The following is a 12,033-nucleotide window of genomic DNA, read 5'->3' as shown; positions in this document are numbered from 1 at the left end:
AACAACACCCCCACGGGTGAGGTGGGGGTGTTGTTAAACTCATATAAGAGATAATAGGCGGTTCTGTATAAAAAAGAAAGAGACAGTGATCACAGTCTCTTTCGGGTTATTTAGTTAAGAAATGCTAATCTATTGTTTTCTATTACGATTATTCTTCATCAAACCCTGATTCAAATAATGCGATAATAGCATCAATAGCTTCATTTTCATCACTACCTGTCACTTCTATATCAATTTGACTGCCTTGCTCTGAATCTAACATTAGCATAGCAATTACACTATCTGCTTGTGCTTCAACCCCTTCGTTGTTGCGTAAAATGACGGTTGATTGAAATGTTTTCACTAAATCAAACAATTTCATCGCCGGCCTTGCATGCATGCCGAGTCGATTTTTAATCGCAACTTGTCGATATTGGGTCATTTGCGTTTTTCTAGTGTTCTGTGTCGTGATTGTACGTTTTTCCCTCTAGAGCGGAAATAGTCGGCAAGTTGTTCTGCAACATAAACCGAACGGTGTTTACCCCCCGTACAACCAATTGCAACCGTCAAGTAGCTACGGTTATTGGTTTCTAACATCGGCAACCAGAGTTCAAGATAGCTTCTGGTTTGATAAATAAAATTATGAACTTCGGTGTGTCTATCTAAAAATGCCGCAACAGGGCGATCGAGGCCTGTCATCGGGCGCAGCTTAGGGTCCCAATGTGGGTTTGGTAAGAAACGCACATCAAAAACATAATCTGCATCAATAGGAATACCGTGCTTAAAGCCAAAGGATTCAAAGACCATTGTCAGCTCACGTTCACGTTTACCTAATAAACGAGTCCGCAGCATTTCTGCAAGCTCATGGACTGACATCTCAGAGGTGTCAATGATGAGATCAGCACGTGATCGCAATGGCTCAAGCAGATCACTTTCGGTATCAATTGCCATTTCTAATGAAAGGTTTTTGGTCGAAAGTGGGTGCAAGCGTCGTGTATCACTATAACGACGAATTAAAGTATTTCTATCTGCGTCTAAAAATAAGAGTTGTGGAGAATATTCAGCGGGTAAACTTTCCAGCGCTTTTTCGAAGATCTCCGGCGACTCTGGCATATTTCGGACATCAATACTGACTGCGGCAGCAGAAGCATCACGTTCAGCCAGTGTTTTTGCGAGCTCAGGTAAAAGATCAACAGGCAAGTTATCAACACAATAAAATCCCATGTCTTCAAGCGCACGCAAAGCGACTGACTTACCTGAACCAGAGCGTCCGCTGACTATCATCAGCACCATGAGGTAGCTCCCCTATAATTTCCCAGTGATGAATATCATCCCACTGTATGCTATTCGCGTCCCAACAAACCCGTAGGGGTTATTCTGTGATAATCTGATAAAGCTCTTCATCACTTTGTGCGGAGCGTAGTCGGCGACATAAGTTTTTGTCTGCCAACTGTTTTGCAATCAAAGACAGTGTGTGTAAATGTTCCTTGCACTGTGTTGCAGGAACGAGTAATGCGAACAACAAATCGACAGGTTGATTATCAATAGCGTCGAAGGCAATAGGTTCGCTTAGGTGAAGAAACACACCAACTACTTTTTCTGTTTCATCACTTTCAATACGTCCATGAGGGATAGCTAAACCACCCCCAATCCCTGTTGTACCGACTTTTTCACGCGTCAGTAAGGCTTCAAATATCAGTGTTTCGGGTAAATTAAGTGCTTTTGCTGCATTTTCACTGATAATTTCTAACGCGCGCTTTTTACTCGTGCAATGTACATCATTATGTGTACATGCCAGAGAAAGTACGTCGCTAATATTCATCTTTGTATCGTTATTCATTGTCTTATTCACTTAGACCAGCAAACCAGATGCCACAAAGTGACATCTGGTTTTTTGTTACTGATATTGATTAGGCGTTGGCTTGAACCGAGTCATAAACAACGCAGTAACTTCGCCGATTGTATCCCCATTTCGCAATGGGAAATGAATTAATGTTGTCTCAGTTTATCTTTGTGTTTGGTTAATTGACGAGCCAGTTTATCCATTAATCCATCAATTGCTGCGTACATATCTTCTGCTTCAGCAGAGGCATGTAATTCACCGCCATTAACTTGAATGGTCGCTTCAGCGATTTTATTCACTTTCTCGACTTTCAGGATAACCTGAACGTTATTAATTTTGTCAAAGAACTGAGGTAATTTCGCGCTTTTTGCTTTGACGGTATCACGCAGAGCATCAGTTAATTCAATGTTATGACCAGTGATTTGAAGTTCCATAGTGTCTTCCTTCTCAATTATGCTCAAACCAACTCTTTGCGTTGATTTGAAGGCGGGATGGATAATGACTCTCTATATTTCGCAACAGTGCGTCGAGCAACTTGGATACCAAGTTCTGCGAGCATATCAGCCAGTTTACTATCACTAAGTGGTTTCGCTGGATTTTCTGCTGCGATTAGTTTCTTCACTAAAGCCCTGATTGCTGTTGAAGAGGCTTCGCCTCCGCTATCAGTATTCACATGGCTAGAGAAAAAATACTTCAATTCGAAAATTCCTCTTGGGCAATGCAAAAATTTTTGCGTTGTCACTCGAGAAATGGTGGATTCGTGCATTTCAACCTGTTCAGCGATATCCGCTAACACGAGGGGTTTCATATGCTCTTCACCCAATTCGAAAAATGCCTGCTGTGTGTCAACAATGCAATGAGCGACTTTTAATAATGTCTCATTACGGCTTTCTAAACTTTTTATCAGCCATTTGGCTTCTTGTAAATTGTCACGAATAAATTTTCCATCGCTCTCATTTTGAGTTGACTGACCCAATGCAGCATAGGTTTCATTTATACGTAGGCGAGGAATGCTATCTGTATTTAACTCAACTTGCCAGCGTTCACCTGATTTTTTTACCAGTATATCTGGGATAACATACTCTGACTCACTTGTATCAATACTTAATCCAGGTTTAGGATCAAGTGATTGAATTATCTCAATAACCGATTTTAATGTCTCTTCACGTAACTTCGTTTGGCGCATCAATTGGCGAAAGTCGCGATTACCCAATAATTCTAAATGTTGGCTAATGACCAACTGTGTTTCTTTAAGATAAGGGGTATCTGTTGAAAAAGCAGAAAGCTGGATCAAAAGACACTCCTTTAAATCACGCGCTGCAACTCCAATAGGATCAAAGCGTTGAATACGTTTTAATACGGCTTCAACTTCATCAAGCTCTATCTCATCATCGCCCATTCCAAGCAGGATGTCATCTGTTGTAACAGTTAAATATCCTGTTTCATCAACTGCATCGATAATACTTATGGCAATGGCTCTGTCTGTTTCTGTAAACGGAGTGAGATCAGCCTGCCATGTCAGATAATCTTGTAATGAAGCTGTTGTTTCACCTTGATACAGTGGGAGTTCGTCATCCATATAGTCATTACTGGTACCAGAAGGTGTGCCCGCGGTGTAGATTTCTTCCCATTGAGTGTCTAATGGGAGATCGTCAGGCATCTCTTTTTGTTCTAAAGCATCCAGTGTGTCAAACTCTTCAACTTCGTTTTCAGTTGTTGTTTCTGTTGTAGAGTCAGATTGATTTTCTGTATGAGAGGCATCATCTGAAATGGGATCTTGTTGATCGTCGTCTTGTTCGAGAAGAGGGTTGGATTCAAGCGCTTGCTGAATTTCTTGTTGTAATTCAAGCGTCGAAAGTTGCAACAAACGAATAGCCTGTTGTAGCTGTGGCGTCATTGCCAATTGCTGACTGAGACGAAGTTGCAGACTTTGTTTCATAATAATGCGATGAGTCCTTGGCTGTTGTCATCCATGACAGAGTAAAAGTGAATCTAAGATTAAAGGCGGAAGCCTTCACCTAAGTAAACACGTTTAACTTGCTCATTTTCAAGAATTTCTTCTGGTGAACCATGAGCGATAAGGTGACCTTGGCTGACAATATAGGCTCGTTCACACACATCTAATGTTTCACGAACATTATGGTCAGTAATCAGTACACCTAATCCATAATCACGTAGATGCTGGATAATTTTTTTAATATCCAATACTGAAATTGGATCAACACCAGCAAAAGGTTCATCTAATAAAATGAATTTAGGGTTTGCAGCTAACGCGCGTGCAATTTCAACTCGACGGCGTTCACCCCCTGATAATGATTGCCCTAAGCTGTTACGCAAATGGCTTACATTGAACTCTTCTAATAGCTCTTCTGCACGATCTTTTCGCTGCTCTGGTGTTAAATCATGGCGAATTTCTAAAATTCCCATAATGTTGTCATAAACGCTTAGCCGTCTAAAAATAGAGGCTTCTTGAGGTAGATAGCCTATTCCTTTACGCGCACGTTCATGTAACGGTAACAGAGTGATGTCTTCATCATCAATAGTAATACTACCTGCATCACGAGCGACAATGCCGACAACCATATAGAATGTTGTTGTTTTACCGGCACCATTAGGGCCAAGTAAGCCTACAATTTCACCTGAATTAACATTCAGGCTAACATCACCGACAACGGTGCGCCCTTTGTATGCTTTTGCTAAATTTTCAGCTTTTAACAGCGCCATAAAGTGTTACTTACCTTTGTTGTTAGCACCAGTACCTTTCTCTTGCAACTGGGAAGGCAGTAAAACAGTGGTAACTTGTTTACCTTTACCGCTAAATGCTTCCATTTGCTGAGTTGGGACGAGATAAGTGATCTTATCACCAGTGATATTACTGTCTAATTGTTCAAGATAGGCTTTACCCGTTAAGGTCATCAATTCTTTATCCATTTCATAGGTCATCTTGTCGCCACGACCTTTGATAGGTTTGCCATCATCTTGTAACTGATAAAAAGTTACGGGATTACCAAATGCTTCAATGACGATTTTTTTAGAGTCACCACCAGGGCGTGTAACAACGACTTTATCAGCACGAATATCGATAGATCCTTGTTTAATTACAACATTTTGTGTAAATGTCGTGACATTTTTCTCTAGATCAAGCGACTGTTTTTCTGAATTGACAACGATAGGTTGTTGCGTGTCATCTTTAAGCGCCATCGCAGGTACACTTATTGCTAATAATGTACCGATAATCAGTGTATTACGGATTTTTTGATTCATTTGGGATCTCATAATAGGTGTTTACCTTTTCAATCAGCTCTGCGTGTTTCTCGCGCAGATTGCCTCGCATTTTTAAGCCGACTGATTTCAGTCCGACGCCGATAATAGTCACTTCATCATCAGAGGAAACATCCTGTGTATCCAAATTCGCGATAGCGTTATCAGTGCTTATTCTCTGTAGTTGAGAGTCATCCGCTAAGCTATCAATTTGAACATCGCCATAAAGATAGAGCATTTTACTGTTGGTTAGCTTGGCTTTATTGGCGCGCACGGTCCATGTTGCATCCCCTGTCGGCGAATAAGTGGTTAAGACAGGGTTAGTAAACCATGTAAACTTTTGCTGAGCATAGTTTTTGACATCATCAGCAACGAGTTTATATCCAAGTATACCTGTTGGCTCGTAAACAAAAGATATCGATGATTTAGATTGATAAGTTGGTTGACCATCATCAACAACTTCACTATCACCGAATTCAGTGTTGTTAGTATAGTTCCAGCCAATTAGCCCAAGGGCGATAATTGCAAGAATTAAGGTAAACCAGGATTTTAATTTATTCATTCTGTGTCGTTATACGTTAAATCGAAAGACCTTTAGCTTCTTCAAGCCGACCTTGAGCTAAAAGGATTAAATCACATAATTCTCGTACTGCACCACGCCCACCCATAATGCGAGTAACGTAGTCCGCCCGAGGTGTGAGTAATGGATGTGCATCGGCAACCGCGACGGAGAGTCCAACTTTTTCCATTACAGGTAAATCTATCAGGTCGTCACCAATATAGGCAGTTTGTTCATGTTTAAGGTTTAGTGTATCTAACAGTTGTTGATACGCCAAAAGCTTATTATGCTGACCTTGGTAAAGATATGTAATGCCAAGCGTTTTAGCACGATCTTCTAACAGCTTAGATTGACGACCTGTAATGATAGCAACCTCAATGCCTGATGTAAGCAAACAACGAATGCCATACCCATCACGGACATTAAAAGCTTTTAGCTCTTCGCCATTATTGCCCATATAAATGAGTCCGTCCGACATAACACCATCAACGTCACAAATCAGCAATTGGATTTTTTCTGCTTTTTTGATGACTTGCTCGCTTACTGCACCATAACAAGTTTCTATCATTGTATTCATTTTTATCCTTCGAACGTTATGACTAGCTTATACAACACCGGCTTGTAATAGATCATGCATATGTAAAACACCTAACAGGATATCACTATCTTGTTCTGTTACTAACAACGAGGTGATATGTTTTGCTTGCATTAAATTTAGTGCTTCAACGGCTAAACAATCAGGGCGAATACGAATACCTCCTCTTGTCATCACATCAGAGATTTTGGCATTGTTAAGATCAATTCCTAAATCAAATATGCGTCGTAAGTCACCGTCAGTAAAGATACCGTTAATCAACATACTATCATCGCAGATTACCGTCATACCTAATTTTTTACGGGTAATCTCAACAAGTGCTTCGCGTAACGTTGCGTCTTTAGTAACGCGAGGGATATCAGCGTCTTTATTCATTAAGTCACTCACATGAAGGAGTAATTTACGACCTAATGCACCACCAGGATGAGAAAGGGCAAAATCTTCAGCAGTAAAGCCTCGAGCACGTAAAAGTGCGATGGCCAGCGCATCACCCATCACTAATGTTGCTGTTGTACTTGTTGTGGGAGCAAGTCCTAAAGGGCAGGCTTCTTTAGGAACTTTGATACAAAGATGAATATCAGACGCTTTCCCCATTGTACTTTGAGGAGTGCGTGTCATACAAATCAGTGTTATCTGTTTGCGTTTCAGAACCGGAATGAGGGCGAGGATCTCACTGGCTTCACCCGAGTTTGAAATCGCTAGAACAATATCTTTTTCTGTGACCATGCCTAAATCGCCATGACTTGCTTCACCGGGATGAACAAAAAAAGAAGGTGTTCCTGTACTGGCAAATGTTGCAGCAATTTTATGCCCAATATGGCCAGATTTACCCATACCCATCACAATCACTCGACCCTGGCAGTGAAAAATCTTTTCACAGGCAAGCGTAAAATCATCGTTGATATATTGTTCTAGTTCAGCTAACCCATCACGTTCAATATGAAGGACTTTTTTGCCCGCTTGCTGAAAATCAAACTCGGTCATTTTTTTGTACCATTTATTTTAGGTTAAGAGAGAATGTGCAACGCACAACACCGTAATATAAACAATAAAGCAAACTAATAAGAAGATCCCTTTTCCTCGATTAAGGCGCCGTTTCCGCCCTAAGGAAAAGATAGAGAACAATAAACTAGCCACACCAAGTACAGCAAAACTAAAATAAAACGTATTGATATTAAATGTACTTGGTGAAAGTAATGCTGGCATTCCTAACACAAATGTCAGGTTAAAAATATTAGCACCTATAATATTTCCTAACGCTAATTCATTTTCACGTCTTAGCGCTGCAACAATGGTTGTCGCTAATTCAGGTAAGCTTGTTCCAATAGATAGCAAGGTTAAGCCAACAAAAAGGCCACTAAGATGATACTGTTGCATTAGAATAAAGACATTATCTAATATCATTTGAGTCGCAACTGGAATAATCAGTAAGGCAATAACGACCCAAAAAAGAGCAACTGAATTACGAGGATTTGTCTGTAATTCAAAACGGGTTAAGGTTTCTAAAGGTAATACATGGCGCTCTTGTGTAAGTGTTTTATGCATCGTTTTTATCATGAGAAAGATAGATGCAAAACCAATAAAAAAGAGCAAAGTACCTTCTCTCAGCCCTAGGTTTCCACTAGATAAAATAATACCCACAAGCATGATGACGATAATCATCAATGGAAGCTCTTTTTTCAGTACTGCAGATTGTATGTTCATGGGGTAGATCATCGCCCCAATGCCCGCAATAAGAAGAAGATTGGTAAGTGTAGAACCAATAGCAGTACCAATAGCAATGTCAGGTAAATTATGAACCGAGGCATCGGTAGAAACAAAAAGTTCAGGTAATGATGTGCCAGTGCCTACAATTAAAATACCGATAACGGCGGGGGGAATTTTTAACGATTGCGCAAAAACGCTCGCACCATAGACTAATCGGTCTGATGCATAAACAAGTAGCATCAATCCAAAAATTAAAAGAGACAAAGTAATCAACATGCCATCAGTTTTCCGACAATGAGCAAGTAAAGAAAGAAAAAACCAATAAGACAGGGCTGATAAAAAAACATTTTGTCAAAAGGTTTTGCTAATTCACCATATTTTGACTAGCCAAGCACGAAAAGTAAAATTAACCGTGCAATAAATTGCTAAATAGTGGTGATTTCTTTGTAACATAACGAATGACCTGCCAAAATAGCGTAAAAATTTGTTTATGCAGACAGGCTTGAGGATGTTTTATTCATGAACGCACAATCTGACAATCTAATTGAAGTGCGCAATATGAACTTCACTCGTGGTAGTAGGAAGATCTTTTCTGAGATTAACCTTGTTGTACCTAGAGGAAAAGTGACTGCAATTATGGGCCCTTCTGGGATTGGTAAAACAACTTTATTACGCCTTATGGGAGGACAAATTCTTCCTGATAGCGGCGAAATTTGGTTTGATGGCGATAATATTCCGGCGCTATCACGTTCTGCGTTGTATCACGCAAGAAAGAAAATGAGTATGCTTTTTCAGTCTGGTGCCCTTTTTACCGACATGAATGTATTTGAAAATGTAGCCTTTCCACTAAGAGAGCATACAAATTTACCTGAAGCGCTTATACGTACAACGGTGATGATGAAGCTTGAAGCCGTGGGTTTACGTGGTGCTGCAAGTTTAATGCCTTCTGAGTTATCAGGTGGTATGGCTCGAAGAGCCGCATTAGCCAGAGCCATTGCGCTTGATCCCGAATTAATTATGTTTGATGAACCTTTTGTTGGGCAAGATCCTATCACTATGGGCGTACTTGTTAAGCTGATTGATGAGTTAAATCATGCACTCGGAGTGACGTGTGTTGTGGTTTCTCATGATGTACCTGAAGTGTTGAGCATTGCCGATTACGCTTATATTGTTGCGGAGCAAAAAGTTATTGCTCAAGGTAGTGCAAAAGAATTACAGGACAACCCAGATAGGCAAGTCAGACAGTTTTTAGATGGAATTGCTGATGGCCCGGTACCTTTCCGTTTTCCTGCGGGAGATTATCAGGACGACCTATTAGGACGAGGAAATTAGTACGTGGTAAATTTATTAGCTCGTATTGGCGCTAGAGCGTTAGCGATTTTTGCAACATTCGGTAGAGCTGGCATTATGCTCTTTCGTGCATTAGTCGGTAAACCAGAATTCCGTAAACAGTGGCCTCTTTTAATGAAGCAGCTGTATAACGTTGGCGTTCAATCTTTATTAATCATCATGGTGTCTGGTCTATTTATTGGCATGGTGCTGGGATTACAAGGTTATCTTGTACTGACAACATTTAGTGCTGAAGCCAGTCTTGGCATGATGGTGGCTCTCTCTTTGTTACGAGAATTGGGCCCTGTGGTAACCGCATTATTATTTGCAGGCCGAGCAGGTTCTGCATTAACAGCGGAAATTGGTTTAATGAAAGCCACAGAACAAATTTCTAGTTTAGAAATGATGGCAGTCGATCCTTTACGGCGAGTCGTTGCACCCCGCTTTTGGGCCGGTTTAATTAGCATGCCATTGCTTTCACTTATTTTTGTTGCCATCGGTATTTGGGGTGGTGCCATTGTTGGTGTGGATTGGAAAGGGATCGATGAAGGCTTTTTCTGGGCATCTATGCAAGGTGCCGTTGAATGGCGATTAGATTTAGTGAATTGCTTTATTAAGAGTGTCGTTTTTGCCATTACCGTCACTTGGATAGCGCTCTTTAACGGGTATGACGCAATCCCAACATCAGAAGGGATTAGCAGAGCAACAACACGTACTGTTGTTCATTCATCGTTAGCCGTATTGGGTTTAGATTTTGTGCTAACAGCACTGATGTTTGGGAACTAAGTCATGCAAAGTAAAAAAATTGAAGTTTGGGTTGGTCTATTTGTTCTGATTGCGCTAGCCGCTGTGATTTTCTTATGCCTAAAAGTGGCTGATATTAAAGAAATGGGTAATCAACCAACTTATCGCGTTTATGCCAGCTTCGGTAATATTGGTGGGTTAAAAGAACGTTCCCCAGTTAAGATTGGTGGTGTGGTGATTGGTCGTGTTTCTTCTATCACTTTAAAAGAAGAAGATGAAGGGAACTATCGTCCTGAAGTCGCGCTCGATATTCTGAGTATTTATGACCACATTCCAGAAAGTAGCTCACTGTCTATTCGTACATCTGGTTTATTAGGTGAGCAGTTCCTTGCATTGAATTTAGGTTTTTATGATGAAGCATTAGATTCTACTCTGCTTAAAGACGGAGGACGGATCACTAATACTAATTCAGCAATGGTACTAGAGGATCTCATCGGTCAGTTCCTTTATAAAACAGGAGATGGTGATGGCTCAGCAAAATCTGAATCTGAACCGACTGAAGAACATCCAGCATTACCTTAATCATTAATTCTTATAGGATGTATTTATACATTTAATTAAGTAAAGCATCCTATTATTAAAACTTTTTTAGGAGAGCGAAAGTATGTTTAAACGCTTATTGATGGTCGCACTGTTAGTCATTACACCTTTTGCGATGGCTGTAGATAAAACCAATCCATACACACTGATGGAAGATGCCGCACAAAAAACGTTTACTAAATTAAAAAATGAACAGCCTGAAATTCGTAAAAATCCTGAAGTTTTGCGCCAAATTGTTCAACAAGAATTATTGCCATATGTACAAATTAAATATGCAGGTGCATTAGTATTGGGGCCTCATTATCGTACTGCAACACCTGCTCAACGCGATGCATATTTTACTGCATTTGAAGCGTACCTTGCTCAAGTATATGGTCAAGCATTAGCGATGTATGAAGGACAAGAATATCGTATTGAGCCAGCAAAACCGTTCGCAGATAAAACAAACCTCACTATTCGCGTTACCATTATTGATAAAAATGGTCGCCCACCTGTTCGCCTTGATTTCCAATGGCGTAAAAACAGCAAAACAGGCGAATGGCAAGCTTATGACATGATTGCGGAAGGTGTCAGCATGATCACCACAAAACAGAATGAGTGGTCAGATATTTTAAATTCTAAAGGTGTTGATGGTTTAACAAAACAGTTAGAAATTAGTGCAAAAACACCAATCACACTGGATGAGAAAAAATAACATGTCGTCCTCGTTAAATTGGGAAAAAAAGGGCGATATCCTCTTTTTTCAAGGAACGTTAGATCGCGAAACGTTATTACCTGCTTGGCAGCAACGTAAAGCATTATTAACCGATATCAATATTATTGATATTTCGGCATTGAGTCATATCGATTCAACAGGATTGGCGCTTTTTGTTCACCTAAAAGCAGAGATGGAAGCACAACATCGCCAATTTATTATTCAAGGCGTAAGTGAGCGTTTTCAGACTCTTATTACTCTCTATGATCTTGATGAAATTATGAATATTGCCTAATACGGGTTTTAACTAAAAGCAATTAAAACGCCCCCTTCGTGATACTTTTATCATTAAGGGGGTTTTTGATGGTTTAAGAGTAGGGCGGATTCCATTAGGATAGACGACTGATTATTATTTTAACGTTGAGATTGAGCAATTATGGATACAAATGAAATCAAACAAGTATTAATGGACAGCCTGTCTTTAGATGAAGTCATCGTTAACGGTGACGGCAGTCATTTTCAAGTTGTCGTTGTTGGCGCTATGTTTGAGGGAATGAGCAGAGTAAAACAACAACAAACCATTTATGCCCCTTTGATGGAATATATCGCAGATAACCGTATTCACGCTTTGTCTATTAAAGCCTACACACCTGAAGAGTGGAAGAGGGATCGTAAACTTAACGGGCTTTGATTCAGTAGGTATACAGCGTACAGCAAAATAA

General features: G+C 40.2%; 17 protein-coding genes. 6 read left to right on the top strand and 11 right to left on the bottom strand.

The genetic code is table 11. The features are described from left to right. Positions 1–148 precede the first annotated feature (148 nt). The 11 genes from npr to GWI68_RS01770 all read right to left on the bottom strand — a co-directional run bounded on the left by npr (position 149) and on the right by GWI68_RS01770 (position 8,220). Positions 149–421, bottom strand: a complete 273-nt coding sequence (gene npr, locus GWI68_RS01820) for a PTS phosphocarrier protein NPr (RefSeq protein ID WP_006535359.1) — start codon at positions 419–421, stop codon at positions 149–151. Next, a complete protein-coding gene (gene rapZ, locus GWI68_RS01815; RefSeq protein WP_023582880.1) occupies positions 418–1,272 on the bottom strand; it encodes an RNase adapter RapZ in 855 nt (284 codons plus the stop codon). The genes npr and rapZ overlap by 4 nt, the downstream gene beginning before the upstream one ends. 79 nt (positions 1,273–1,351) lie before the next feature. Then, positions 1,352–1,819: a PTS IIA-like nitrogen regulatory protein PtsN gene (ptsN, locus tag GWI68_RS01810; protein WP_023582879.1), complete on the bottom strand. Its 468-nt coding sequence runs from the start codon at positions 1,817–1,819 to the stop codon at positions 1,352–1,354. A 149-nt stretch (positions 1,820–1,968) separates the two neighbouring features. Next, on the bottom strand, positions 1,969–2,256 hold the full coding sequence (gene hpf / locus GWI68_RS01805; RefSeq protein WP_036913954.1) for a ribosome hibernation promoting factor: 288 nt from the start codon (positions 2,254–2,256) through the stop codon (positions 1,969–1,971). A 23-nt stretch (positions 2,257–2,279) separates the two neighbouring features. Beyond that, a complete protein-coding gene (rpoN, locus tag GWI68_RS01800) occupies positions 2,280–3,761 on the bottom strand; it encodes an RNA polymerase factor sigma-54 (RefSeq protein ID WP_166539202.1) in 1,482 nt (493 codons plus the stop codon). Between the two features lie 59 nt (positions 3,762–3,820). Beyond that, positions 3,821–4,546 carry an LPS export ABC transporter ATP-binding protein gene (gene lptB, locus GWI68_RS01795; RefSeq protein ID WP_072069775.1) on the bottom strand — a complete coding sequence of 242 codons (726 nt, stop codon included), beginning with the start codon at positions 4,544–4,546 and terminating at the stop codon, positions 3,821–3,823. A gap of 6 nt (positions 4,547–4,552) precedes the next feature. After that, positions 4,553–5,086, bottom strand: coding sequence for a lipopolysaccharide ABC transporter substrate-binding protein LptA (gene lptA / locus GWI68_RS01790; protein WP_109409258.1), 534 nt, complete (start codon positions 5,084–5,086; stop codon positions 4,553–4,555). Continuing rightward, positions 5,067–5,645, bottom strand: coding sequence for an LPS export ABC transporter periplasmic protein LptC (gene lptC / locus GWI68_RS01785; RefSeq protein WP_166539201.1), 579 nt, complete (start codon positions 5,643–5,645; stop codon positions 5,067–5,069). The genes lptA and lptC overlap by 20 nt, the downstream gene beginning before the upstream one ends. Positions 5,646–5,661: 16 nt before the next feature. After that, positions 5,662–6,219, bottom strand: a complete 558-nt coding sequence (kdsC, locus tag GWI68_RS01780) for a 3-deoxy-manno-octulosonate-8-phosphatase KdsC (RefSeq protein ID WP_109409259.1) — start codon at positions 6,217–6,219, stop codon at positions 5,662–5,664. A gap of 27 nt (positions 6,220–6,246) precedes the next feature. Beyond that, positions 6,247–7,221 (bottom strand): arabinose-5-phosphate isomerase KdsD, encoded by a 975-nt coding sequence (gene kdsD / locus GWI68_RS01775; protein ID WP_109409260.1) that lies wholly within the window; start codon positions 7,219–7,221, stop codon positions 6,247–6,249. An 18-nt stretch (positions 7,222–7,239) separates the two neighbouring features. Further along, positions 7,240–8,220, bottom strand: a complete 981-nt coding sequence (locus tag GWI68_RS01770; protein WP_109409261.1) for a calcium/sodium antiporter — start codon at positions 8,218–8,220, stop codon at positions 7,240–7,242. Positions 8,221–8,463: 243 nt separating this feature from the next. Between GWI68_RS01770 and mlaF the strand changes: the two genes are divergently transcribed. From mlaF to ibaG, 6 genes are all read left to right on the top strand, one after another. Next, a complete protein-coding gene (gene mlaF, locus GWI68_RS01765; protein WP_072069769.1) occupies positions 8,464–9,276 on the top strand; it encodes a phospholipid ABC transporter ATP-binding protein MlaF in 813 nt (270 codons plus the stop codon). Between the two features lie 3 nt (positions 9,277–9,279). After that, positions 9,280–10,059: a lipid asymmetry maintenance ABC transporter permease subunit MlaE gene (gene mlaE / locus GWI68_RS01760; RefSeq protein ID WP_072069768.1), complete on the top strand. Its 780-nt coding sequence runs from the start codon at positions 9,280–9,282 to the stop codon at positions 10,057–10,059. 3 nt (positions 10,060–10,062) lie between these two features. Next, positions 10,063–10,599, top strand: a complete 537-nt coding sequence (mlaD, locus tag GWI68_RS01755; RefSeq protein ID WP_098941207.1) for an outer membrane lipid asymmetry maintenance protein MlaD — start codon at positions 10,063–10,065, stop codon at positions 10,597–10,599. 82 nt (positions 10,600–10,681) lie between these two features. Then, on the top strand, positions 10,682–11,311 hold the full coding sequence (gene mlaC, locus GWI68_RS01750; RefSeq protein ID WP_036933065.1) for a phospholipid-binding protein MlaC: 630 nt from the start codon (positions 10,682–10,684) through the stop codon (positions 11,309–11,311). A gap of 1 nt (position 11,312) precedes the next feature. Further along, complete coding sequence (mlaB, locus tag GWI68_RS01745; protein ID WP_166539200.1) at positions 11,313–11,606, top strand: lipid asymmetry maintenance protein MlaB; 294 nt, start codon at positions 11,313–11,315, stop codon at positions 11,604–11,606. 141 nt (positions 11,607–11,747) lie between these two features. Beyond that, positions 11,748–12,002 (top strand): BolA family iron metabolism protein IbaG, encoded by a 255-nt coding sequence (gene ibaG / locus GWI68_RS01740; RefSeq protein ID WP_006535338.1) that lies wholly within the window; start codon positions 11,748–11,750, stop codon positions 12,000–12,002. Positions 12,003–12,033: the final 31 nt, after the last annotated feature.

Origin of the sequence: Proteus sp. G2669 (assembly GCF_009915245.1) — a bacterium.
Lineage (GTDB): Bacteria > Pseudomonadota > Gammaproteobacteria > Enterobacterales > Enterobacteriaceae > Proteus.
This window is presented reverse-complemented; position numbering and strand designations above follow the sequence as displayed.